We start from the raw sequence: 22,414 nt of genomic DNA on the forward strand, positions 1-22,414 counted from the left end.
TTCCTCCACCACCCCATTGGCCACCTCCACCACCCGGACCGCCTCCGCCGCCTCTTGGACCGCCGCCACCTCCGCCGCCTCCGGAGGAATTGGCAGTAACTCCAGCCAAATCCTGGCTTGAAAAGTTTTGCTGGTTGATGTTATTGAAAAGTCCCAACACCGACCAGCGTTGGTCTCCTTTGAACATGTTTACACTTCCGCCTGCGGAGTAGCGGTCGTCTGTTCCGTATCCGCCATATGCCCGGCCAAAAGACCCGTTTTTGCGGTCTTCCCTCAGAATAATGTTAATAGTCTTGGTGTAATTGCCATCATCAAATCCCGTCAAACGACTTTGATCTGAGCGTTGATCCAATACTTCTACACGCTCAATGGCATCTGCTGGCAGATTTCTTAAGGCAATACTAGGATCACTCCCAAAAAACTCACGACCATCTACCAGGATTTTCTGCACTTGCTCTCCTTGAGCCTGAACTTGCCCATTTTGCATGGTGATGCCAGGCATTTTCCGAATTAGGTCTTCCGCCTGCGCATTTTGCTGGGTTTTGAAAGCATTCGCATTAAAGGAAGTCGTGTCCCCCTTTTGCTCGCCCACTATATTTTGCCCTTCGATCACTACTTCTCCCAGGACTTTGGCGTCTTCTAAAAGAAAAAGTTCGCCAAGCTCAACTGGCTCTCTGGAGCTGTGAACCTTTGTAATGGTTTTGTATCCAAGAAATGAAATCTCAAATTTAACTTCGGGAATGGATGGCCTAGCAATTTCAAATTCACCGTTTGCGCCGGTCACTGTCCCACGAAGGAGGGAATCATTCACCGTTTTGATCAGGACATTTGCTCCGATCATGGGCAGCTTGGATACGCCATCGGTCACTATTCCAGTGAATTTCCTCTCAGGTCGACTTTGTTCGGTTGGCCGCTGCCCATAGGCTGAAACTCCAAGCAAAAGGCTAAAAATGAGAACAATAAAAAGGTAGGTTTTTTTCATATCCATGCAAAGTTCAACACTTTGACTGATAGTGAAAGCGAATGGTTTAATCAGAAATCCCTTAAAAATTAGAATGGGTATTAGCTGGGATAGATGGTGAAAAAATCTTTTAGAAAATCAAAAGATCTTAAATCTGAGCCATGATTTCCGGATAGGTAATCCCAAAGTGGCTGTTATCGTACACTGCCTTACTATTGCGGATGATAATGACCTGGGGTGATTCATGTGGCACTCCAAATTCATCTTCTACCTGATCTGACAAGGCCCTGAAAGCAATCAAATCCAAAAAGTATGGCACCACTTTCTCCCCATCTTCTGTTTTCCAGTTGCGGAGCAGGCGGTCCAAAGACATACTGCTTACAGAGCATCGGGTGCTGTGCTTGAAAATGAGAACGGGCTTTGTTTTGCTCAATTCCTTTATTTCTTCGATTTGAGTCGATTCGGTCAGTTTTTTCCAGTTCATAATCTTGATTGCTTACTTTTGGGGCAATTGTTGCATGGGTAATAAAGTTCCTTTTGCCATCGAAATAATTGCTATGAAAATAACCAACAAAGGCCGAATTGTTCAGATTATCTGCTTGTCCTTTTTCATTTTTTGCGCTTTTAGTGCCTGCAAAAGTTTGGATCCAACTCTAAAACCTGCTCTTTCAAAAGTCCCCACCGCATATTCCACCGTGAATGTCCCGGTGCAGATACCAACTCAAACTCTGGAAAATCTGGTCAACCAGCGAATTCCACCAGTACTTTTTTCTGAAAAATCCATGGATCTGGGCAATGGGATAATCGGTGACCTCAACTTTTCCAGAAATGGAATGGTGAAAATCGAAGCAGTCGATGAGCAGCGGATGCAAATCACACTCCCGATAAAAGTTCAGGGCGAAGTCGGACTCAAGCCGGGCGGACTCCGAAATCTTTTCCAATCCAAAATCCCTCTTGACCAATCTTTTTCTCCTGTCGTATTGATCAATCCTGAAATCAATTCCAACTGGTCTTTGGGCATTTCTGAGTTTGAATTGGTGGATTTAGGAGGAACTATGAGTCTGAATGTGCTGGGAATGGAGCTTGAACTGAGCCAACTGATTCAAAAAGAAATTCAAAATTATGCCTCGAAAAACTTAACCACAAATCCGGACCTGATAAAGCTCAAACCGATAGTTGACCAAGCTTGGAGTCAGGTCGGGAAGCCGGTATTCGTGGACTTTCAGGGGAAGAAAATGGCCTTTTCCATCCAACCGGATTCGATCAAACTCTCCGAAAATTTCACTCCCGGAAAAGGTTATAACCTCAACCTGGGCTTGTCCGGAAAGGTCAATTCTCATCCCGCCGATGCAGCACCCAGCCGAGCTTTTCCTTTGCCCAAACTCACTGAAAACAAAAACCTGGCGAACCAGCTTGAAATCTTGATTCCCCTGAGTCTTACCTATGTCGAAATTGATGACCTCCTGAAGGAAAACTTCGAAAACCAACAAATCCGTGTCAACAAAACCACGGTCTTTACTCCAGCCAACTTCAGATCTCAGGCCTATGGTGAAAAACTTGGAATCAAGATGGAATTCCATGCTGAGCAAAGCAACGGCGATGCTATTGACGGTGAACTGTTTCTTGTCGGATTGCCGACTTTTGATGCGGAAGAGCAGGTTTTGATTTTCGACAAGGTCAATTTCAACCTGAAAAGTGAAAGCAAAAAAGCCAAAATGGCCGCCTCCCTGAAAAAGGGGAAAATTATCCGCCAGCTCAACAAAAAACTCAGATTCCAGATGGCAGACGTAATGGAAGAAAGTCTTGGTGGAATCCGCGAAAGACTCGCCTTTCAAACGCCCTATGCAGACTTGAAAATCGTTGATTTGGAAATTTATCCCGATGGATTTTACCCTACTTCCACCGGTTTGGAGATTCAACTGAAAGCTACCGGAAAAGTAGACGTGGCCTGGAAATAGTAAAAGCAGTTTTAACCTTTCATAATGCTTAAGTACCAATCGGATTTCAAATCCTGCGATCCGAGTTCGAGATTTGAAATCTCGAACAGCCAAAAAGCTACCGGAAAAGTAGAAGTGGCCTGGAAATAAAAAAAGCTGCCGGGTTGGGCAGCTTTTGAAAGGTTCATAACTAGTGGTTATTTCAATTTTTTGAGCATTTCTCCTGCCACAGATTTGACGCTTTCATCCAGAAAATTCTTGGATATTTTATCAATCCGTGTTTTCAGGGTTTGCTCCAGCTTGCTTGCTTTTGCAGAAAGCAACCCAAACTTGACCACCGAAGGATCATTATCTTCCAGAGATCGCTTTAGAATTGCTTCAGCAACCGAGGATTTTCGGTTTTTTGCCCCAAAAGCTGCTGCAACTCGAATGAGCGCGGAGCCTTTGTCAGATGCCTCTTCGAGTATTTGATCGGCGGCATCGCCTTCGATATATCCTACCAGATAGGCAGCCTTCATCGCGAGATTTTCATCACTGCTCGCCACCAATTCTTTCAAAAATGGAAGCGCATCCACTCCAAATTTCAATGCAGCCGCTGGATAGTCTAACTCATCCTGTCGGAGAAATGCCAGAAGTTCATCCGGATTAAATCCTCCTGAAGATGCTGATGTTCGTTTTTGTGCCATGATATTTTGGAGTTAAAGTGGAGTACTGAGCGCAGAATTACGCATAGTGGTGGATTCAGCAGCTGTCAGGTCAGGTGGTGGATTCGTGATGTTGAACGTGCCTAAGCCAGTCATCAGCCTGTCATTGTTACTAACGTGGCTAAGTCCCAAAACGTGGCCAAATTCATGTCCCAAAGTCCATCTACTAGCCGAACGGACTACCACACAACCTGGTCTTCCGGCTGGATGTGCCGCGCAACCATTATAGCCCGGCACAGTACTTCGGACATAATAGACTACGAGATCATTTCCGCTCATGAAGTTTCTGTTACCGAAAAGGGAATTTTGCTCCGCAGTAGTTTGTCCCATAAAACAACCTCCTACGTCTACGTCATTTAGGGTAGGAAGATTGAGGTTTTCGGTTGTGACCCAATCCACCCGGATTCCGGAAACAGCCCAAACCTCCTGCATTGCAGCAAATTGCTGGTTTAGGGTAAATGAACTGGGAGTTTCAAGGATTTTCACATGAACCCTAACCCGCTCTCTAAGCACCCTGACTCCTGCCGTAGAAGACCAAAAGATACTGCCCCTCTGGAAATGGGAAATCCTTCCAGTACCTCCAAATACCGCCAATTCGTCCGATGTTGGATAACCCAAAACGCTTCTTTCCCAGCCAATGGAAGCCCAATGCTGCCTGATTAATCCATGGACTTCCTGGGCGCCTGTGCTTGGAGTCCAATAAATACTTCCTCCCTGGAAATGATTGTATCGGCCTACCCCATCCGGGCAAACCGATTCATTGGTCAAAGGATATCCTAAAAAGCTCCTTTCCCAACCCATGCTGGAATATTTTGCCCGGATTAAACCATGCACTTCCCAAGCTCCTGTAGAAGGACTCCAATAAATACTTCCACCCTGGAAATGATTGTACCTGCCTACACCATCCGGGCAGACAGACTCATCTGTGAGTGGATATCCTAAAAAGCTCCTCTCCCAGCCCAAAGACTGCCAGCGAGCTCTGATCAACCCATGAACTTCATGGGCACCTGTGGATGGATGATAATAAATCGATCCGTTTGCATAATGCTGATAAGAACCCACTCCATCCGGACATTTGTTAATCGGTGTAGTGTTTGGTCCCAACCAGCCACCTGGACCTCCCAAGGCCTGATATTTCAGGGTAATGGGATGCTGAAAGGTCTGAAGGTTTTGAAGCAACTCCAGATTCAGCTCTGTCCTCACCAAATTGGGGTCAATTTTGAGTTTTGACATAGGACTTAATTAAAAATGTGAAACAAAAAACTTAACCAATCTAATCACAAAATATTAAAACTCAATCCCAGTTTAATTAAAATATCGACTTAAAAATCTTCATCAACTAGTAGTTTTTCATCAAATCTTTAAAGTTACTAATTCCCTTATTTTTGCATTTACTCAATAATTTCAAAAAAAGCTGTGCGGTCAAAAATGCATCCCCTGCAGCGGTATGCCGATCGTCAGTTTCGATCCCGTAACGCATACAAAGCGCATCCAAACTATACATTTCAAGGTTGATTCTGCTCCGGTCTGCATGCGGGCCATGCTCAAGTCTAATCGCCAGATTCAGAGTATCCAGGACCGGATTTGGGAATTTCTCAATACCAAAGGGCTTTAGTTTTTTTTCAATAATTTCCAGATCAAATCCTAGGTGATGCCCTACCAGGATTGAATTGGACAGATAGGATAAGAGCATTTTCAGAAATTCTTCTGAGGAAATCTGATCTGGAATATGCACCAATCCGTGAATTGGGGCTGTTTTCCCACCAGAATTTTCAGTCATCGGATACCATTCCACAGATGTGGGAATTTGAATTTTCATTGCGGATATTTTCACCGCCCCAAAAGACAAAATCGAATCCCTGGCCGGATCCAATCCAGAGGTTTCGGTATCCAAAACGGTGAAATGCAATTGTTCGAAAGACCTGATTCCTGGGATTGGTAGGGAATTTTTCGCCACAAAATCCCGGACAAATTCAAGTCGCTCTTGTTTTACTTTCCAAAATTCCCACCAACTCATCTTCTGAAATAGTCAAGTTGAAACCGGATATTGACGATTTCCTGAAGTTCCGAAATCGGTGTAAAAGCGTTTTTAAGGAGTTGCCTCTGAAGTTTTCCCAGTGATTTGGGATTGATATATCGGCCACTGTTTCGGTTTTGCAGACCTTCCAAGGCGCGCATCCGCATCAGAATTTCGTATGCTTTCCCTGCTTGGGAAAAAAGCTCGGCATTGGCGGGTTCAAGCTCACATAGCTTTTCAAATCTCCGGAACGTATTGTTGATCCCGACCACTTGGTGGCTTAAAACCAGCAAACGTGCCAGATCGGTCAGAGGCAACATCGCTCTGGATTTGATGTCAAACTGGTCCCTGTTTTCACCCGATTTTTCGACCACAAAGTCCTTGAAGAATCCGAGAGGAGGAGGGTTTTTCAGGGCATTCTGAGCCAAAAAATTGAGAAAAACCTGCTTTTTGCCGATTTCCCCATAGATATGCTGAGTCAGTTCTTCGGCTAGTGCTTTTCTCCCTGAGACAGCCCGATAGTCGAAGAAAATCGAAACCTTCATCAGCGCTTCCGGAGAAGGATGAAGAATCCAATCAGAAAAGTAATTTTTCCAGTCAGAAAGTGGCTTTACCCATTCCGGATTACTGGCCATGATTTTACCCGGGCAGGGATCAAATCCACAGGCCAAAAGGACCTCTACCACTCCTTCTCCCAATTTTTGAAAGTATTCAGTCGCTTTTCCCCGAAGCTCGTTTGGCAAATCTTCGTAGAGAATAGCATTGTCCATATCGGTCCGAAGCAATTGCTCCTCCCGGCCTTCGCTACCCATGGATAAAAAACAAAACCGGGTATTGACCATTTCGGGGTATTCCGGTTTCAGTTGTTTTTTTGAAATTTGCAATGCCTGCCTGATGATGACATCATTTATCTCTGTCATCACAGAGGCAACAAATTCCATCGAAACTTCATTTTCAAGATAATATTGAAGCATTTGCTCGGCTCGGTCACGGATAATCCGCATTTCTCGGATCTCCAGCGTATTCATCAAGCCATGAATCAGAACGGCCGGGCTATTCCCCATTGAGAGGAAAATGTCATGATCAGAGATGATCCCACAGACTGGACTTTGCTCTGTTCCATCTTCGGTCAGAACCAAATGATGAAGCCGATGGCGAATCATCGTAAGGTACAAATCGGAAAATCCGTCCTGTTTCTTTCTGGTAATCACCGGACATGTCATGGCGGTGGACACAGGATTTTCGGGGGAAATTCCTAAGGCAATCACACGGCTTCGCAAATCCTTATCGGTCAAAATCCCCAGAGGAAATCCCTTTTCATCACAGACAACAATGCTGCTGACCTGACCATCAGCCATTTGCTTTGCCGCACTTTGGATCGAAGTAGCAGGCGAACATCTCAAGACTTTCTCTGAAATATTGACTTCCGATTGATCCGAAAAAATCAAAAGGGAATGATCTCCTGAAGCATTTTTGAATTCACTTCTGGCTTTTTGACCCTGAGAAAGATCCTGTCTTACGACCACCTGACCGGCTGCAAAACCTGCCGCGAAAAAGAGAGCGACTCGACTGTTTTCTTCCAGGATCTTTTCAAAAACATTCACAGGAATTGCATAAATCAGGCTGTTTTCGATGACTTTTGAAGTCAGGAGATAAGGCCTTTTCCCCAACAAAGCCAATACACCAAAGACATCTCCTTCATCACAAACCTCCCGGATTTCCTCCCCATTTTGGGAATTTTCCACGAGATGGATAATCCCTTCTTTCAGAATAAAAAAATGAGGCCTCGCCGCCTCACCCTGCCTGAATAGAATTTCACCCTTCTCTAAATATTGAATCTCGACACTTTGGGCAACACAGATGAGCTCCTCCTTCCCCAGAAAGGAGAAAGGAGGAAATCTTTTTAGAAACTCAGCGACTCGGTTGACGATGACGTTACTCATTCCGGATAAGCTTGCCTGAAATATTTTCTGCCAGAATGGCAAGATTATTTTTGGTACTTTACTTGAGTGACCTAGTATTCAAGATATTGAAAATGAAGCGATTTTTCAGAATTTTCCGACCAACCCGTCGTCTGATGTGGGCGCTGATAGTTGCGTTCATGGTTGGGGTCCATAATTTTTACAAGCAAGAAATGGACTCCCCAGAATCGATCGTGAATTCGATAGAGATTGATAGTGAAGAGGAGGATGCCGCCCCTAAAGACTAAAGTGAGAGCCATTTTCGAATTCAGAAGGCTAAATTATGAAGTCTGATAGGTGACAAAATCCAATTCAGAAATCCGAAACTCCTATTTCCTTCCTTCAATAATCTTCTCCACCACATCCGGATCCAACAGGGTGCTGGTATCACCCATGCTGTCCAAACTTCCTTCTGCCACTTTTCTCAAAATTCTTCTCATGATCTTGCCTGAGCGTGTTTTTGGAAGTCCGGGTACGATTTGAATTTTATCAGGTTTTGCAATTGGTCCAATGATATTGGAAACCGTGTTCTTAATCTCATTGATCAGATTGTCCTCGGTTCGATTGGTCATATCACAAATCACAAAGGCGTAGATTCCCTGGCCTTTGACTTCATGTGGGTATCCGACGACTGCGGATTCGATGACTTTTGGATGTTCGTTGATCGCATTTTCCACCTCGGCTGTACCCATTCTGTGACCTGAGACATTGATCACGTCATCAACTCGGCCAAGGATTCGATAGTAGCCGTCATGATCCCGCTTTACTCCATCACCGGTGAAGTACATGTTTTTATAGGTGGAAAAATACGTTTGCTTGCATCTTTCGTGATCTCCATAAGTAGTTCGGATCATGGACGGCCATGGAAATTTGATGCAAAGGTTACCCTCCACGGAGTTGCCGGTAAGCTCATTGCCTTCCGCATCTACAATACAAAGCTGAATGCCCGGCAGAGGCAAAGTCGCATAAGCTGGCTTGGTAGGGGTTATACCTGCCAAAGGAGAAATCAAAATCCCACCAGTCTCGGTCTGCCACCAAGTATCTACAATCGGACAATGTCCTTTTCCGATATGGGTATGATACCAATGCCAAGCTTCTTCATTAATCGGTTCACCCACAGACCCCAGCACTTTCAAAGAACTCAAATCCCTTCCCTGAATCGGGTCGGTTCCAAAGGCCTGCAGTGCTCTGATCGCAGTAGGTGCGGTATAGAAAATGTTGACTTTGTGTTTCTCGATCACATCCCAAAATCGACTGGGATTGGGATAAGTAGGTACTCCTTCAAACATCAGTGTAGTCGCACCCGCCAAAAGCGGCCCATAAACAATATAGGAATGGCCAGTGACCCAGCCGATATCTGCAGTACACCAATACACATCACCTGCTGAATACTGGAAAACATTGTCGAAGGAATATTTGGTGTAAACCATGTATCCACCGGTGGTGTGAACAACGCCTTTTGGCTTGCCCGTGGACCCGGAAGTATAAAGGATAAACAGCATGTCCTCGCTGTCCATTTCCTCAGCCGGACATACTGCGGATTGTCCTTCCAAAACTTCATGCCACCAGAAGTCTCGTCCGGCTACCATGTTGGTTTCCTGTCCAGTCCTTTGATAGACGATCACCGTTTCGACAGAGGATTTTTCCAAAGCTTCATCCACGACCGATTTGATGCCGATTTTTTTGTTGCCACGGTAGTTTCCATCCGAGGTCAAAATAGCTTTTGCCTGGCAATCTATCACCCGATCCGCCAAGGAAGTACTTGAAAATCCGGCAAAAACCACGGAATGAATTGCTCCGATTCTGGCACAGGCAAGCATGGCAATCGCAGCCTCTGGCACCATCGGCATATAGATAATTACACGATCCCCTTTTTGGATGCCTTTGCTTTTTAAGGCATTTGCAAAACGGCAAACCTCCACAAAAAGCTCTCGGTAAGTCAGGGTTCTGGTTTCTTCACCCGGCTCATTGGGCTCCCAGATGATTGCAGGACGATCCCCGATTGTATATAGATTTTTCTCGAAAATGTTTTCAGTGATATTCAGTTTTGCATTCACAAACCACTTCACATCGGGAGTTTCAAAGTTCCATTTCAAGACACTGGACCAACGTTTTCTCCAGTGAAAGGAATCAGCAATTCTTGCCCAAAATTCTTCAGGCTGTGCCACACTTTTCTGGTATTCGTAGAGATAGCCACTCAGTGTATGTAATCGGTCACTCATGATAAGGTAAGGTTATAAGGGGTACTTTTTATTCTAATGATTTTGCGCGGAACCGGCGCCTTTTGGTATCCGGATTTCCTGAATCAGGTCTTGCACGTGTTGGGGCGGTGCAGGGGTAAATTTAGAAATGACATAGCAAACCAGAAAATTCAGAAGCATACCTACAGAACCTATTCCTTCGGGCGATATCCCAAACCACCAATTATCAGGTGTATTCATTTCTGGGCTGATGAATTTGAAATAACTGATGTATGAAATAGTGAAAATCAGACCGAAAACCATCCCTCCGATCGCTCCTTCCTTATTGATCCTGGTGGAAAATATCCCCAGAATAATTACCGGAAAGAATGATGCCGCTGCCAGTCCAAAGGCAAAAGCCACGACTTCAGCCACAAATCCAGGTGGATTCACTCCAAAATATCCTGCAAATATCACCGCTCCGGCTGCTGCAATCCTAGCGATTTGAAGTTCTTTTTTCTCGGAAATCTTCGGATTAAAAGTCTTCACCAAATCCCTGGAAACTGAGGTAGAAATGACCAAAAGCAATCCTGCTGCTGTTGACAATGCCGCCGCCATTGCCCCCGAGGCGACCAAGCCAACCACCCAATTGGGCAGATTAGCGATCTCGGGACCGGCTAGCACCAAGATATCCTTGTCGATGGAAAGTTCATTTGTCGTCGGATTAGGCAGGTATTGGACTTTGCCGTCCTTATTTTTGTCATCGACTACGATGAGGTTGGTTTTTTGCCAGCTTTGAACCCAAGTAGGGAGTTCAGAGATGTTTTTTTCGGAGGTGGAATTGATCACATTGTAGATGCCAAACGCAGCTACTGCAGGAGCCGTGGTGTAGAGGATTGCGATAAAAACCAACGCGTAACCTGCTGAAAGCCGCGCGTCTTTTACCCTTGGGACAGTGAAAAAACGGACAATCACGTGGGGCAAACCGGCCGTACCCACCATCAGGGCCAGTGTGATCATGAACATATCAGCCATCCCTTTTCTACCCATGGTATACTCGGCAAAACCCAGATCGGCCAACACCCCGTCCAGTTTTGCCAAAAGCGGTGTGCCGTCGGCTACATTTCCACCCAACCCCAGTTGCGGAATTGGGTTGCCCGTCAGCTGCATTGAGATGAAGATGGCAGGCACCATGTAAGCAAAGATCAGTACACAAAACTGGGCGACTTGGGTATAGGTAATCCCTTTCATCCCACCCAATACGGCATAGAAAAAGACGATGGCCATCCCAATTACTACCCCCCATTCGATGGGAATCTCGAGGTAGCGTGAAAATACAATCCCAACTCCCCGCATTTGTCCGGCGACATAGGTGAAAGAAATGAAAAGCGCACAAATCACAGCTACGACCCGGGCTTTGTTGGAGTAATAGCGATCCCCGACAAAGTCTGGGACGGTGAATTTCCCAAATTTTCGAAGGTAAGGTGCAAGCAATAGCGCCAAGAGAACATAGCCTCCGGTCCATCCCATGAGATAGACCGAACCATCGTATCCGGAGAAGGAGATAAGGCCTGCCATGGACATAAAAGAAGCCGCAGACATCCAGTCAGCTGCTGTGGCCATTCCATTGGCTAGGGGAGAAACTCCTCCACCCGCGATGTAAAATTCTTGGGTAGATCCTGCACGGGTCCAAATGGCAATCCCGATATAAAGCACGAAAGAAAGTCCGACCAGCAAATAGGTCCAGGTAAGAATATCCATCTCAAATATTAGTCTTCGTGTACATCAAATTCCCGGTCCAGCCTGTTCATCCGAATCACATAAATGAAAATCAGGATAATGAAGGAATAAATAGCGCCCTGCTGGGCAAACCAAAAACCGAGCGGATATCCTCCGATTTTGAATTGATTGAGCGGTTCAACCAAAATAATCCCAAACCCAAACGAAACCAGGAACCAAACAAAAAGCAAAATCAGAAGGGTCCGCAAATTTTTCTTCCAATAGACAGCCATTTTATTAAGTGCTTGATTCATAGTTTTTTTTGGGTTTAAAGGTGAAAAAGCAACTGAAAAGAAAGCTAAAATGTCATTTTGAGAAAAGAAATTTCCGCCATTCAAATCAAAAATGAAATACTTGAATCTGGAGACAGAATCCAAGCTCTTTTCCATGAAAAGCTGAATTTTTTTAGAAACATTCAGAAGTTTCTTCAAAAACTCTGGCTTATGGCATGAGATTTCGAAAAAATCCTAAGCTTTTCTTGAAAAGTAAGAAATCACACGAAGTATTCGGACGCCATGGCCAGAGCTGCCGCAACGAAAGTCACCATCAGCTTATTCAACTGGAATTTGTGATGCGGGCTGCTTTCAAAAAAGATCGTGGTAGAAATATGTAAAAACCCGCCCGTCACCAAGCCATACAATAAGCCAATTCCTTCATTGGATAGAATTCCCTGATTGATAAAAAATGCACTCGAAAACATCCCTAGTGGTGACGCTAATGCAAAAACGGTCAACAGGATCAATGTCCATTTTTTACTTAAAGAGGCTGAAAGCACGGCCGCAAGCGCAAAAGCAGCTGGACCTTTGTGCATAATGATTCCCAGTAAAACTGTTTTGTCACTGTGTGAATGTCCGGCAACCAATGATTCTTCTGGAATCGTTGTTCCATGCGAAAGTAAGGTTCCTTCAAGGAATGCGTGGATAAACAAACCGAGCATCAAGGTGATCACCCCTTTTGAAGTTTCGGAATTATGCTTGTGGATATGCCCATGCTCGATTCCTGATGACCAATATTCCAGCACTTGCTGCAAAAGGAAACCCAATAGGATGTATAGCCCCATGCTAGAATTGCTGTATCCGGAATTAAACAGTTCCGGAATGATGTGTAAAATGGTGATGGAAAACAGATAGGATCCAGCAAAAACCAGCACCAGTTTAAAATATCGATCCCTAAAAGCCGGGGCAAAAAACACCAACAAGCCCGCAATCATCGCGGTAAGAAAAAGGAGCAGAAAGTTTATTACCATGGTCAATTTTTGGCCTTTCCACTTGTGAGGAAAAGTCCTTGTCGGGTCATAACTCCAGCAAAGGTAAGAAAATTCAATAATGTTGCATTTAGGACTATTAATTTACAGGAAAAGATAAAAACCGACCCAACTCCGGGCTGATGTATTGCTTCATTTTCCCTCCTTTTTCATTGTAAATCAACATCATTTGAAGCTCCGTTCTTAAGGAATCGATCCGGATTGCTTCCCTCCATCCCAAAACCATCACCGCATCGGCCATTGCATCAGCAGTCTTGGCATCCGGACTAATCACAGTCGCCCCCAACAAACCATGACTAACCGGAAATCCGGTCCTCGGGTCAAGCGTGTAAGAAACCCTTACCGAATCTTTGGAATAGAATTGCTCAAAATTTCCAGCTGAAGAGACCGCCTTGTCCTGAACGGCCAAGACACCCTCTCCTTTTGTACCTAAACTGTCAGCCATATAATACAGACCTATTTTCCAAAGTTCCTCTTTTTCATTTGTGCCTTTCGCCAGGTTTTCACTCCCGATCTGAACCAGATAATTTTTTATTCCTTTTTCTTCCAAAAATCCCCCTATCAGATCCAGTGCGTATCCTTTGGCCGATCTGGAAAAATCCAGGAAAAGCCCCGTGGTTGATTTTCGGATTAGTGTATCACTCAAGATCACTTTTTTCAACCCAACTAAAGAATGGAAAATCCTGACATCAGTGCTGTCCTGAAGCCTGGCTCCGGATGGGGAAAATGTCCAGATTTTTTCGATTGGTTGCTGCGTGGGGTCAATTGCACCGGCAGTAAGATCAAATATCCGATTTGCTTCCTTGAGCACATCCAGCAAAGTGCCTGAGGGTGAAACCAAAGTATCGCGGAAATTCAGCCGATTAATTTCTGAAGTTGGTTCATAAACGGAGACCGCCAGATTAAACGCTTTCAAAAGTGAATCAACCGAAGACTGAAAGTTTCGGTTTTTTTGATCCAAATAGGTGATTTGGTAATCTGTTCCCATAGTTTTCCCGGAAAAAACCACTTTCCCAGGCGCAGATTTTTCTTCAGTATTTTGAGGGGATTTTCCCTCGCGGGTCCTCCAGGCATATACTCCCAAAACCAAAGCAAAAAGTACTAGAGAATAAATGATGTTCTTCCGGCCGTTTGGATTCATTTCGGGATAATTTTCAGGCGAATTTAGGTCATTTTTTGAGAGCGAGGACAAAATGAGAAAGATCTCCGCATGGTGTTTTGTTTATATTTGTGCGTACCCCAAAAATCATGAGAGAAGATTACCTGAGAGGAGACGAAGAGCAACTGAGTCCAAAAGACAAGGAATTTGAGCGGGCTTTGCGGCCTTTGAGTTTCGAGGATTTTACGGGACAGGCCAAGATAATTGAAAACCTCAAGGTCTTTGTGCATGCAGCAAAAATGCGAAAGGAGCCGCTGGATCACGTGCTACTGCACGGACCTCCTGGTTTGGGTAAAACCACTCTTTCCAATATCATCGCCAACGAACTTCGTGCAGGAATCAAGATCACCTCAGGTCCGGTTTTGGACAAACCTTCAGATCTGGCAGGATTACTGACCAATCTTGAGGAAGGAGATGTGCTTTTTATCGACGAAATCCACCGCCTGAATCCCATCGTGGAAGAATACCTCTATTCTGCAATGGAGGATTTCAGGATCGACATCATGCTAGATTCGGGTCCAAATGCCCGTTCGGTACAGATTTCCCTTAGTCCGTTTACACTGATTGGAGCTACCACCCGGTCTGGATTATTGACTTCACCTCTGCGGGCCCGGTTTGGGATCAATTCCAGATTGGAGTATTACGATGCGAAACTTCTGACTGACATTGTGATCCGCTCTGCTGGTATTTTGCAGACTCCAATCGATGAGGTTGCTGCTTATGAACTTGCGAGAAGAAGTCGGGGAACACCTAGGATCTCCAATATGCTTCTCCGGCGAACACGTGATTTTGCAGAAGTCAAAGGTAATGGAACCATTACGCTGGAAATCGCCAAGATTGCTCTGAACGCCTTGGATGTAGACGAAAATGGCCTGGACGAAATGGACAACCGCATCCTGCTCACCATCATCGAAAAGTTTAAAGGCGGACCTGTCGGGTTGAGTACCATTGCCACAGCCTGTGGTGAGGAAGCCGAAACGATCGAGGAAGTGTATGAGCCTTTTTTGATTCAGGAAGGCTATCTGAAGCGGACTTCAAGAGGAAGGATGGCAACTGAGTTAGCCTATACTCATCTGAAAATCAAGCCTACCGGAGCGAGTGGGACGTTGTTTGATATGTAAAGAATTTATCCAGAAGATGTGGTTACTGAATACACTAAAACCCGGTTTACAAGGGATTTTGGCTATATCTTGAACTTCTTGGGATCAATTCTATTGGGCCTAAAACTCACAACTTCAATTTAATCTTCTTTAAATCTATAGTAAATACTGGTTTGCTTGCTGAAGACACATTTTCTTAATTCTGGCTTTTTATAAGATGCAGGAAACATTTCAGGATTCTCGGCAATCAACTCGAGGACGTTTTCAATTTCTTGAAAAATCTCTTCGCCTTTAGTGATGCCGAAATTTCGGATAATATATTCCAAGAGATCGAATTGCTCTTCAAGTGCTTGAAGAGAATATTTGACTTTAAAAGCCAAGGCTAAAAATTGAATTTTCGTCTCATCAGTTTCTTGACCTCATCATGAGAAAAACTCTTCCCTTCATCCAGCTGTTTTATTCCAAGATTGATAGCTAGCTGATCTTCTTCAGTCAATTCATCCCAAAAATCATACGTGTCTTCAATTTTCAACAAATTCTTAATCTCGGTAAGAATTGCCTCATCAGAAGTTTGAAGAATTGCTGAGATCAGATTTTTTTTAGATTGAATATCCATGACTTTAAGCTTTCAAATTCAATTTAACGGATTTGACTGAATCCAGATGTTTCAATTTGTTAAAACATTTAGATTCAGAAAATTCTCTTATAGTCTTCAGATTGTTTTGTGATTCCAAAAAATCTGCAGAAATCTGTGGCCTTTTCTGCGGAAATCTTTGGGAGAAAACAAAAAAGCGGCTATTACACCGCTTTTGCTGTTTCTATCTGGTTGATGATATCCTCGTAGTCGAGCTTGTTCCAGTTTTCGGTGATCAATGGATCAGCCATCACTTTGTTCATGATCGCTTCCTGAAGTTTCCCCTGGGCATACGCTTCGGCATAACTCATATCTGTAAAGGTCACCATCGTGTAGAGCGGAATCCACTCTTTAGGGTAGAGTTCGTGGAGCTTTGCTTCGATTTTTTTGCGGAGCAAAAACTTCGGATCCCCTACAGAATCCCGCATTTCGATAAAATTTTCCATCGCCAACTGGCAAATTGCATCGGTGTCAGGCTTGCGCTTTTTCTGGAATTTTTCAAAAACCAGATCCCAGGCATTTGTTCCAAGCTTTTCGATCAATCCGTTCAGAATTTCACAATCCTCAAACCCACAATTCATGCCCTGCCCATAAAATGGCACCATGGCATGTGACGCATCTCCCAAAAGCAGGGAATTTCCCTGAACCCAAGGATAGCATTCGATATTCACCAAAGCAGCCGTCGGATTTTTGAAAAATTCAGTCTTGATATCCGGCATCAACTTATAGGCATCATCAAAATAGGCCCTGAACATGGTCTCCAAGTCTTTTCCGTCCTGGATTTTTTCAAAGCACACTTTGGAACCCTTGAAAGGCAAAAAAAGCGTACAGGTGAAGGATTTGTCAGGATTTGGAAGAGCGATCAGCATGAATTTCCCACGCGGCCAGATATGCAGGGCATTGGGATCCATGGCAAATTCGCCAGAAGCAGTCGTCGGAATCGTCAGTTCCTTGTAGCCATGGGAAATGTATTCTTGCCGATAGTTGAAGCGGATTTGCTTTTGCATGGACATTCTCAGGGCAGAATATGCCCCGTCAGCTCCGATAATCACGTTGGGATTGAGCTTCTTTTCACCTTCGGGAGTTTCAAAAGTCACTTCATTTGTCCTGAAATCCACATCGAGGCACTTGTGCTCAAAGTGGGTTTCTGCTCCCAACCGCTCGGCTTCTTCTACAAGCAGCTGATTGAAATTGCCTCTGGAAATAGAATAAATCGCCTGATCTGCTTTGCCATAGGGAACAAAGGTCGTCCCTCCATGCTCGTCATGGATTCTCCTACCGTACATCGGAATGGCAAAAGGCAAGACTTTGTCCTTTAGCCCAACTTGCTCGAGACTTTTCCACCCTCGATGGCTCAAGGCCATGTTGATCGATCTGCCGGCTTCGGAATAAGGGATTTTGCGCTTGTCGGGCCTTTTGTCGTAAACTGACACTTCCAAGCCCTGACGCTTGAGGTATATGGCCATCAGACTACCGATCAGGCCGGCACCCAAGATGGTGATTTCGTTTTTTTTCATCGGATAAGTTTACCCACGCTTCTTTTAAGCGAATTTCTTCAGAGAATGTTCCAAAATCTGTGCAAATCGAAACACGTCCAAGAAGCTGTTATACAGTGGAGTAGGAGCCAGACGGATCACGTTAGGGTTTCTCCAGTCACCTACCACACCATGTTGATACCACTCATCGAAGACCGCTTTGCCGCCCCGATGAATCAGCAAAGATAACTGGCATCCTCTTTCGGAGGGATTTTTTGGGGTAATTATTTCCAAAACCCCTGATTCTCCGCTGATTTCGCGGATTAGGAATTCCAAATAACCAGTCAATTTTTCACTTTTTGAACGAAGATTTTCCATTCCCGCCTCTTGAAAAATATCCAGGGAAGCTTGGTGAGCTGCAAGTCCAAGGACATCTGTATTGGCCAATTGCCAGCCATCTGCACCATACATCGGGACAAATCCTTTTTCCATTCGGAATCGCTCCTCCTCATCATGCCCCCACCAACCCGCAAAACGGGGCAAATCCGCACGTTCCGCATATCGTTCGTGGACAAATATCCCCGAAATGTTACCAGGTCCGGAGTTCAGGTATTTGTAGCTGCACCAAGAGGCGAAGTCAACATCCCAATCGTGAAGCTTCAAGACGGCATTGCCCGCAGCATGAGCCAGGTCAAATCCTGCCAAAGCCCCAACGGAATGAGCCGCTTCCGTGATGGCTTTCATATCAAAAAGCTGTCCTGTATAATATTGCAATCCCGCCATGTTGACCATAGCAAGTGAATCTCCATGCTTGTAAATTTCCTGCAGGATATCCTCCGTCCGGAGAGTTTTCTCACCCGACCTTGGGCTCAACTCAACCAGGACATCCAGAGGATCCAAGCCGTGAAATTTGATCTGGGACTCAAGCATGTACTGGTCGGAAGGAAACGCTCCAGCCTCCACGATAATCTTATATCGGTCCTCGGTTGGCCTGTAAAAAGAAACCATCAGCAGGTGAAGGTTCACCGAAAGGTTGTTCATGGCGACGACTTCGTGTTCGTGGGCACCGACGATCTCCGCCAAAGCCGATTTGGACTTTTTCCGGACATGAAACCAAGCGTCTTCCCCGTGAAAATGCCCATCCACTGCCAAATTCGCCCAGTTGTTCAGTTCTTTTTCCAGGTAATCCTTGACCGATTTGGGCTGCAGCCCGAGAGAATTGCCACAGAAATAGATGGCTTCTTTTCCATTGACTTTGGGAAAGTGAAATCGGGATCGGAAGTGTGAAAGCGGATCCTGAGCATCCATTTCACGGGCAAAGGATTCGGAGTATTGATATGGAGTTGGGTTCATATTTATTCTTGTCAACAGTCAACGGACCACAGTCCACCGCCCGTGAAAATAAGGGTTGAAGTCTAATTTGTCCTGCTGTCGACCGTCGACCGTGGACAGTTGACCTTACTTTTCCATATAAGTCCCGCAGCTTTTGCAGGTTCTCAGCTCGTCACTCGACCAAAACCGCTCCATGATCGGAGGAAGTTGGGAGACGATATCTGTGAGTTCGACGTACTCTTCGTGAAGTTTTTCGCCGCAGTTTTCGCAGTGCCAGATGAAGCCGTCCAGTTCTCCGGCTTGTCGATAGCGCTCGATGACCAAACCAACGGTATTGGCTGGTCTTCGGGGAGAATGAGGAACCTTACCTGGCAAAAGGAAGATCTCGCCCTCCCTGATTTCAATGTCTTTCGGCTTTCCGTCCTCGATGATTTTCAGGATGATATCGCCTTCCAACTGATAAAAAAACTCCTCACTTTCATCATAGTGGTAATCCTTGCGGCTATTCGGTCCACCAACGACCATCACGATAAAATCCCCGTTGCCCTTGTACACCTGCTGGTTGCCTACGGGTGGCTTGAGAAGGTGGCGGTTTTCATCGATCCATTTCTTGAAGTTAAAAGGCTTGGAGACGGCCATGTTTGATTCGGGTTTGAGTGAAGATTACCTCCAAATATAGGTATTGAAACCAAAATCAGTTGTCAAATAGTTTTATGACCGCTAGGTCTCCTATATGACAGAAATTCGTAGGCTATTCACAAAGCCTCTCCATTGGCTAAAATGGTCGAGGATCCTCAGCACTTCGTAAATCGTACTTCGTAATTCTTACTTTTGCCTATTCCTTCCCGAAAAAAATCATGACCTATCCCATTGCTGATCTTCACTGTGACTTGCTTTCGTTTTTGGCGGCAGTTCCTGGTGCAGATGCTTTTTCCAAAGACCAGATTGCCTGCGCTTTTCCCTGGCTGCAGGAAGGTGGAGTCCGGATGCAGGTGATGGCGATCTACACCAATGTGGATCATTCCAGCATGAAAATGGCCGGAAAGCAGGCCAAGATTTTCTATGATTTGCTGCGCAAAGAAGAAAAAACAGTGAGGAAATTCGATGCTGATTTTCTTAAGAACCCGGCTTCTGATGAACGGATTGGCATCATCGCTTCGGTTGAAAATGCGGCGGGATTTGGTCATGAGAAAGCCACTTGGTCGGAAATCTACAAGCAGTTTGACGCAATGCTGACGACGGTCGGCCAGCTAGCCTACATCAGTTTGACTCACCATACCGAAAACCGCTTTGGCGGAGGAAATTATATCGAGGGAGTTGGATTGAAAGAGGACGGAAAGCGACTGCTGGACTACATGGCCGGAAAGAAGATTCCTATTGACCTTTCCCATACTTCCGATTTATTGGCAGAAGGAATTCTGAATCATATCGACTTACACCATTTGCCAATTCCGGTGATTGCTAGCCATTCTAATTTCCGAGCTATTTGGGATCACAAGCGAAATCTCAGCGATGAGTTTGCCAAGGAGATTGTCCAGCGAGGAGGAATCATCGGGGTGAATTTCCTGCGGGAATTTTTGGACAGGGATGTGCCTGAGCGGCTTTTTGAACATCTTTTGCATGGGTTTGACCTGAGTGAAGATGCGATCTGCTTCGGTGCGGACTTCTTCTACACCAAGAATTTTCCGGACAAAAGTCGCCATCCGATTTACTTCCCTTTGGCTGAAAATGCCGGAAAATATCCTTCGATTCTGGATTCTCTGAGCCAACACTTACCTGAATCACAGCTCAAGAAGCTGTCCCACGAAAACGTCTTCAACTTCTACCAAAAACTCTGGACCTGATGTCAAGTCACCATTTTGTCAAGGATCAGCAGGAACCTGCGGTGTTTATCCTGGACACAGCCGAACTGAGTTTTGAGACCGTTTCCCCGCTTTTGGAATGGGTGCCGACGGTTTTGGTGGGGCAGGAATGTTTGGAAAACGTGCTGAGTTGGGGCATCAAGGTGGATTTGATTCTGGCTACGGAAACCTTTCAGAAGGACAATCTTCACCTGTTGGAAGAGCAATATCCAGTCAAGTTTCTGACTGCATCCCCAGAAAACACGCTAGACGAAGGACTTCAATACCTCCTGGCGACCAAGCATCCTGCGACGCATTTGGTGGGGCTTTCTCATTTGAAGCATGTGGATTTGGGGGAAAAGCTGGAGCTGTTTGACCTGACGATTATGGATGCGGGCTGGAAATACTATCCAGTCAAAAGCGGAAAATTCAAAAAGTGGTTTGCAGAAAGCACGATCCGAATCTTGGGGAAAGAAGGAATGCCAGTCGAAATCTCCAATGAAAACGGTAAGTTGATGCTTCCTTTGGTTTACCTGACTCAGCTGGAGGTACCGGAGGGGATTACGGAGATTGCGGCTTCCGGGGTAATTTGGATTGGGGAAGAGGTTAAGTGAATTGAAAAATTGGAAGATTGAAAGATTGGAAAATTAGTGAAGTCACACTGAGCGGAGTCGAAGTCTTCATTATTCGATGTTCAGCATTCGAAGTTCGAGATTCTGAAAACTGAAAAGTGACCAACGCATTTCTCAGCCCGTCGTAAATCGTAATTCGTAAATCAAAAATAAAAGGAAGGCTTTCACCTTCCTTTTTTCTATAATTTATAAGATCGCTTTGTATCTCGCGATGACCACTACTCCCTCACCCAGCCTACTTTTTCAGCCATAGATTCTCTTTTCCCTTCCGGCCAGTTGTCCGATGCAGGCTTGGCCACGTAGAAGAAGCCCATTAGCATATCCTCTCCTTCCAGTCCGAAATCTTCTCTGGCTTCACCCCAGAAAGTCGGTCCGCCGGTGCCCCAATAGCAAGCAAGTCCATGGGCACAGGCCGTCAAATATATATTTTGCACAGCCATGGCAGTCGCAGCGATCTCTTCCATTACCGGAATACCGGAGTTTTCAGTTCGCTTCATCAGGATGGCAATGACATGTGATGCTTTCAAGGGTTGTTCTTTGAATTTCTGATAAGTTGCTTCGATGAAGTTGGTGCCGTTTTTCTCAGCCCGCATCTTGTACATCTCCGCCTGGTAATCCGCGAATTTCTTCAAGCCAGCGGCTGTATAAACAATGAATCTCCAAGGTTGGGTGACTTTGTGCGTCGGAGCCCAATTGGCATTTTCGAGCATTTCCTCGATGATGGAGTCATCGATGGGATCGTTTTCTTTGAATTGGGCAACAAATTGTGAGCGGCGTCCGCGGATGATTTTATTAACTTCTTCGATGCTGAAATCGGGTCTTTGCATAGTTGTACTTGGTATATTATTAAGTGTTAATTCGTTTTGTACGGCAGAAGTTCGGCTGTCCTTCAAAATCCGGATTCGATCTTTAGAGTGGATATCTTCCGTTCTGTCTATAAGATAACGGGCAATGCTTTTTGTGGACGAATTTCCCAAACGAAGCCAGATTACTTTGGGAGGAAAATTGAATAGGAGTGAAAAATTCACAAAATCCGCGTCAAAGAATACAATTGCAAAACCATTTTCCTTTGCCCATTTCCAAATTTCAAGATCCCTTTTTCCTTCTAATCCAACTTCTCGAACTTGTTTTGAGCCAGGGAAAACGGCAGATATTTCACGGATAACTCGAAAGGAAATGTTCTGATCAAAAAGTAGTGGCATGAAACTATTCAGGCGTATTTCAACTTTTGTTCTCTATCCGCGGCAAAGGCGAGACACGCTCGGATTTGCTCTAATTTCAGCTCAGGAAAATCTGACAAAATCTCTTCCGTAGTCATTCCAGAGGCCATCCAACCCAAAACATCCGCAACATTGATTCTAGTCCCGATTAAATGGGGTTTGCCGAATCGAATGTTTGGGTCAATAGCTATGTATTTTGAGTAGTCCATAAGGGAATT

At 45.0% G+C, this 22,414-nt stretch carries 23 protein-coding genes and 1 pseudogene; 5 read left to right on the plus strand and 19 right to left on the minus strand.

The annotated features are described in order from the left end of the window. Window positions 1–988, minus strand: a 988-nt coding sequence (locus B0E43_RS13330) for a carboxypeptidase-like regulatory domain-containing protein (protein ID WP_371454691.1), incomplete at its 3' end; no start/stop codon positions are given. Between the two features lie 121 nt (window positions 989–1,109). After that, the gene (gene ytxJ / locus B0E43_RS13335) at window positions 1,110–1,445 is read right to left on the minus strand and encodes a bacillithiol system redox-active protein YtxJ (protein ID WP_077350518.1); all 336 of its coding nucleotides are present in this window, start codon (window positions 1,443–1,445) and stop codon (window positions 1,110–1,112) included. 73 nt (window positions 1,446–1,518) lie between these two features. On the opposite strand from ytxJ, the gene B0E43_RS13340 reads away from it, so the two are divergent. Then, the gene (locus B0E43_RS13340) at window positions 1,519–2,919 is read left to right on the plus strand and encodes a DUF4403 family protein (protein WP_168171951.1); all 1,401 of its coding nucleotides are present in this window, start codon (window positions 1,519–1,521) and stop codon (window positions 2,917–2,919) included. A gap of 176 nt (window positions 2,920–3,095) precedes the next feature. Here the strand turns inward: B0E43_RS13340 and B0E43_RS13345 are convergent, their stop codons facing one another. The 4 genes from B0E43_RS13345 to B0E43_RS13360 form a co-directional block, all read right to left on the minus strand. After that, on the minus strand, window positions 3,096–3,584 hold the full coding sequence (locus B0E43_RS13345) for a HEAT repeat domain-containing protein (protein ID WP_077350522.1): 489 nt from the start codon (window positions 3,582–3,584) through the stop codon (window positions 3,096–3,098). 12 nt (window positions 3,585–3,596) lie between these two features. After that, window positions 3,597–4,835, minus strand: a complete 1,239-nt coding sequence (locus B0E43_RS13350; protein ID WP_077350524.1) for a hypothetical protein — start codon at window positions 4,833–4,835, stop codon at window positions 3,597–3,599. Between the two features lie 106 nt (window positions 4,836–4,941). Next, complete coding sequence (locus tag B0E43_RS13355; protein WP_077350526.1) at window positions 4,942–5,619, minus strand: PolC-type DNA polymerase III; 678 nt, start codon at window positions 5,617–5,619, stop codon at window positions 4,942–4,944. Then, window positions 5,616–7,562: a DUF294 nucleotidyltransferase-like domain-containing protein gene (locus tag B0E43_RS13360; protein WP_077350528.1), complete on the minus strand. Its 1,947-nt coding sequence runs from the start codon at window positions 7,560–7,562 to the stop codon at window positions 5,616–5,618. The genes B0E43_RS13355 and B0E43_RS13360 overlap by 4 nt, the downstream gene beginning before the upstream one ends. A 35-nt stretch (window positions 7,563–7,597) precedes the next feature. Between B0E43_RS13360 and B0E43_RS13365 the strand changes: the two genes are divergently transcribed. Further along, window positions 7,598–7,828: a hypothetical protein gene (locus tag B0E43_RS13365; RefSeq protein WP_077350530.1), complete on the plus strand. Its 231-nt coding sequence runs from the start codon at window positions 7,598–7,600 to the stop codon at window positions 7,826–7,828. An 81-nt stretch (window positions 7,829–7,909) separates the two neighbouring features. On the opposite strand, the gene acs is transcribed toward B0E43_RS13365, so the two are convergent. From acs to B0E43_RS13390, 5 genes are all read right to left on the minus strand, one after another. Then, a complete protein-coding gene (gene acs / locus B0E43_RS13370; protein WP_077350532.1) occupies window positions 7,910–9,802 on the minus strand; it encodes an acetate--CoA ligase in 1,893 nt (630 codons plus the stop codon). Between the two features lie 33 nt (window positions 9,803–9,835). Continuing rightward, the gene (locus B0E43_RS13375) at window positions 9,836–11,521 is read right to left on the minus strand and encodes a sodium:solute symporter family protein (RefSeq protein WP_077350534.1); all 1,686 of its coding nucleotides are present in this window, start codon (window positions 11,519–11,521) and stop codon (window positions 9,836–9,838) included. A gap of 8 nt (window positions 11,522–11,529) precedes the next feature. After that, window positions 11,530–11,793: a DUF4212 domain-containing protein gene (locus B0E43_RS13380; RefSeq protein WP_077350597.1), complete on the minus strand. Its 264-nt coding sequence runs from the start codon at window positions 11,791–11,793 to the stop codon at window positions 11,530–11,532. A 239-nt stretch (window positions 11,794–12,032) separates the two neighbouring features. Then, window positions 12,033–12,785, minus strand: coding sequence for a ZIP family metal transporter (locus tag B0E43_RS13385; protein ID WP_077350536.1), 753 nt, complete (start codon window positions 12,783–12,785; stop codon window positions 12,033–12,035). A 97-nt stretch (window positions 12,786–12,882) separates the two neighbouring features. Next, window positions 12,883–13,944: an FAD:protein FMN transferase gene (locus B0E43_RS13390; RefSeq protein ID WP_139352766.1), complete on the minus strand. Its 1,062-nt coding sequence runs from the start codon at window positions 13,942–13,944 to the stop codon at window positions 12,883–12,885. A gap of 107 nt (window positions 13,945–14,051) precedes the next feature. On the opposite strand from B0E43_RS13390, the gene ruvB reads away from it, so the two are divergent. Then, window positions 14,052–15,083, plus strand: coding sequence for a Holliday junction branch migration DNA helicase RuvB (ruvB, locus tag B0E43_RS13395; protein WP_077350540.1), 1,032 nt, complete (start codon window positions 14,052–14,054; stop codon window positions 15,081–15,083). A 119-nt stretch (window positions 15,084–15,202) separates the two neighbouring features. On the opposite strand, the gene B0E43_RS13400 is transcribed toward ruvB, so the two are convergent. The 5 genes from B0E43_RS13400 to B0E43_RS13420 form a co-directional block, all read right to left on the minus strand. Next, complete coding sequence (locus tag B0E43_RS13400; protein WP_077350542.1) at window positions 15,203–15,442, minus strand: type II toxin-antitoxin system RelE/ParE family toxin; 240 nt, start codon at window positions 15,440–15,442, stop codon at window positions 15,203–15,205. A 2-nt stretch (window positions 15,443–15,444) separates the two neighbouring features. Continuing rightward, a complete protein-coding gene (locus B0E43_RS13405; protein WP_077350544.1) occupies window positions 15,445–15,678 on the minus strand; it encodes a hypothetical protein in 234 nt (77 codons plus the stop codon). Between the two features lie 182 nt (window positions 15,679–15,860). Continuing rightward, window positions 15,861–17,213, minus strand: a complete 1,353-nt coding sequence (locus B0E43_RS13410) for an NAD(P)/FAD-dependent oxidoreductase (protein WP_077350546.1) — start codon at window positions 17,211–17,213, stop codon at window positions 15,861–15,863. A gap of 24 nt (window positions 17,214–17,237) precedes the next feature. Further along, window positions 17,238–18,524: a kynureninase gene (gene kynU, locus B0E43_RS13415; protein ID WP_077350599.1), complete on the minus strand. Its 1,287-nt coding sequence runs from the start codon at window positions 18,522–18,524 to the stop codon at window positions 17,238–17,240. 105 nt (window positions 18,525–18,629) lie between these two features. Beyond that, window positions 18,630–19,142: a 3-hydroxyanthranilate 3,4-dioxygenase gene (locus tag B0E43_RS13420; protein WP_077350548.1), complete on the minus strand. Its 513-nt coding sequence runs from the start codon at window positions 19,140–19,142 to the stop codon at window positions 18,630–18,632. Between the two features lie 218 nt (window positions 19,143–19,360). Here B0E43_RS13420 and B0E43_RS13425 point away from each other — a divergent pair, with 218 nt between their 5' ends. Both B0E43_RS13425 and B0E43_RS13430 read left to right on the plus strand, forming a co-directional pair. Then, complete coding sequence (locus tag B0E43_RS13425; RefSeq protein WP_077350550.1) at window positions 19,361–20,347, plus strand: dipeptidase; 987 nt, start codon at window positions 19,361–19,363, stop codon at window positions 20,345–20,347. Further along, window positions 20,347–20,958: a thiamine pyrophosphokinase gene (locus tag B0E43_RS13430; protein WP_077350552.1), complete on the plus strand. Its 612-nt coding sequence runs from the start codon at window positions 20,347–20,349 to the stop codon at window positions 20,956–20,958. The genes B0E43_RS13425 and B0E43_RS13430 overlap by 1 nt, the downstream gene beginning before the upstream one ends. 236 nt (window positions 20,959–21,194) lie before the next feature. Here the strand turns inward: B0E43_RS13430 and B0E43_RS23175 are convergent, their stop codons facing one another. The 3 genes and pseudogenes from B0E43_RS23175 to B0E43_RS13440 all read right to left on the minus strand — a co-directional run bounded on the left by B0E43_RS23175 (window position 21,195) and on the right by B0E43_RS13440 (window position 22,405). Next, on the minus strand, window positions 21,195–21,803 hold the full coding sequence (locus B0E43_RS23175) for a nitroreductase (protein ID WP_077350602.1): 609 nt from the start codon (window positions 21,801–21,803) through the stop codon (window positions 21,195–21,197). A 93-nt stretch (window positions 21,804–21,896) separates the two neighbouring features. Next, a pseudogene (locus tag B0E43_RS31395) lies at window positions 21,897–22,178 on the minus strand (DUF5615 family PIN-like protein); the annotation flags it as partial. A gap of 8 nt (window positions 22,179–22,186) precedes the next feature. Then, window positions 22,187–22,405, minus strand: a complete 219-nt coding sequence (locus B0E43_RS13440) for a DUF433 domain-containing protein (protein ID WP_077350554.1) — start codon at window positions 22,403–22,405, stop codon at window positions 22,187–22,189. Window positions 22,406–22,414 lie beyond the last annotated feature (9 nt).

This window comes from Algoriphagus sp. A40 (assembly GCF_002002735.1).
In the GTDB taxonomy this organism is placed as follows: domain Bacteria; phylum Bacteroidota; class Bacteroidia; order Cytophagales; family Cyclobacteriaceae; genus Algoriphagus.

Bases quoted from the DNA above. Each gene is read 5' to 3' on its own strand.
- B0E43_RS13350 (WP_077350524.1), bottom strand. From the start codon at position 4,835: ATGTCAAAACTCAAAATTGACCCCAATTTGGTGAGGACAGAGCTGAAT.
- B0E43_RS13390 (WP_139352766.1), bottom strand. From the start codon at position 13,944: ATGAATCCAAACGGCCGGAAGAACATCATTTATTCTCTAGTACTTTTT.
- ruvB (WP_077350540.1), top strand. From the start codon at position 14,052: ATGAGAGAAGATTACCTGAGAGGAGACGAAGAGCAACTGAGTCCAAAA.
- B0E43_RS13380 (WP_077350597.1), bottom strand. From the start codon at position 11,793: ATGAATCAAGCACTTAATAAAATGGCTGTCTATTGGAAGAAAAATTTG.
- B0E43_RS13385 (WP_077350536.1), bottom strand. From the start codon at position 12,785: ATGGTAATAAACTTTCTGCTCCTTTTTCTTACCGCGATGATTGCGGGC.
- B0E43_RS13355 (WP_077350526.1), bottom strand. From the start codon at position 5,619: ATGAGTTGGTGGGAATTTTGGAAAGTAAAACAAGAGCGACTTGAATTT.
- acs (WP_077350532.1), bottom strand. From the start codon at position 9,802: ATGAGTGACCGATTACATACACTGAGTGGCTATCTCTACGAATACCAG.
- B0E43_RS13360 (WP_077350528.1), bottom strand. From the start codon at position 7,562: ATGAGTAACGTCATCGTCAACCGAGTCGCTGAGTTTCTAAAAAGATTT.
- kynU (WP_077350599.1), bottom strand. From the start codon at position 18,524: ATGAACCCAACTCCATATCAATACTCCGAATCCTTTGCCCGTGAAATG.
- B0E43_RS13410 (WP_077350546.1), bottom strand. From the start codon at position 17,213: ATGAAAAAAAACGAAATCACCATCTTGGGTGCCGGCCTGATCGGTAGT.
- B0E43_RS13375 (WP_077350534.1), bottom strand. From the start codon at position 11,521: ATGGATATTCTTACCTGGACCTATTTGCTGGTCGGACTTTCTTTCGTG.
- B0E43_RS13365 (WP_077350530.1), top strand. From the start codon at position 7,598: ATGGCAAGATTATTTTTGGTACTTTACTTGAGTGACCTAGTATTCAAG.
- B0E43_RS13405 (WP_077350544.1), bottom strand. From the start codon at position 15,678: ATGGATATTCAATCTAAAAAAAATCTGATCTCAGCAATTCTTCAAACT.
- B0E43_RS13430 (WP_077350552.1), top strand. From the start codon at position 20,347: ATGTCAAGTCACCATTTTGTCAAGGATCAGCAGGAACCTGCGGTGTTT.
- B0E43_RS13440 (WP_077350554.1), bottom strand. From the start codon at position 22,405: ATGGACTACTCAAAATACATAGCTATTGACCCAAACATTCGATTCGGC.
- B0E43_RS13420 (WP_077350548.1), bottom strand. From the start codon at position 19,142: ATGGCCGTCTCCAAGCCTTTTAACTTCAAGAAATGGATCGATGAAAAC.
- ytxJ (WP_077350518.1), bottom strand. From the start codon at position 1,445: ATGAACTGGAAAAAACTGACCGAATCGACTCAAATCGAAGAAATAAAG.
- B0E43_RS13345 (WP_077350522.1), bottom strand. From the start codon at position 3,584: ATGGCACAAAAACGAACATCAGCATCTTCAGGAGGATTTAATCCGGAT.
- B0E43_RS13340 (WP_168171951.1), top strand. From the start codon at position 1,519: ATGAAAATAACCAACAAAGGCCGAATTGTTCAGATTATCTGCTTGTCC.
- B0E43_RS23175 (WP_077350602.1), bottom strand. From the start codon at position 21,803: ATGCAAAGACCCGATTTCAGCATCGAAGAAGTTAATAAAATCATCCGC.
- B0E43_RS13425 (WP_077350550.1), top strand. From the start codon at position 19,361: ATGACCTATCCCATTGCTGATCTTCACTGTGACTTGCTTTCGTTTTTG.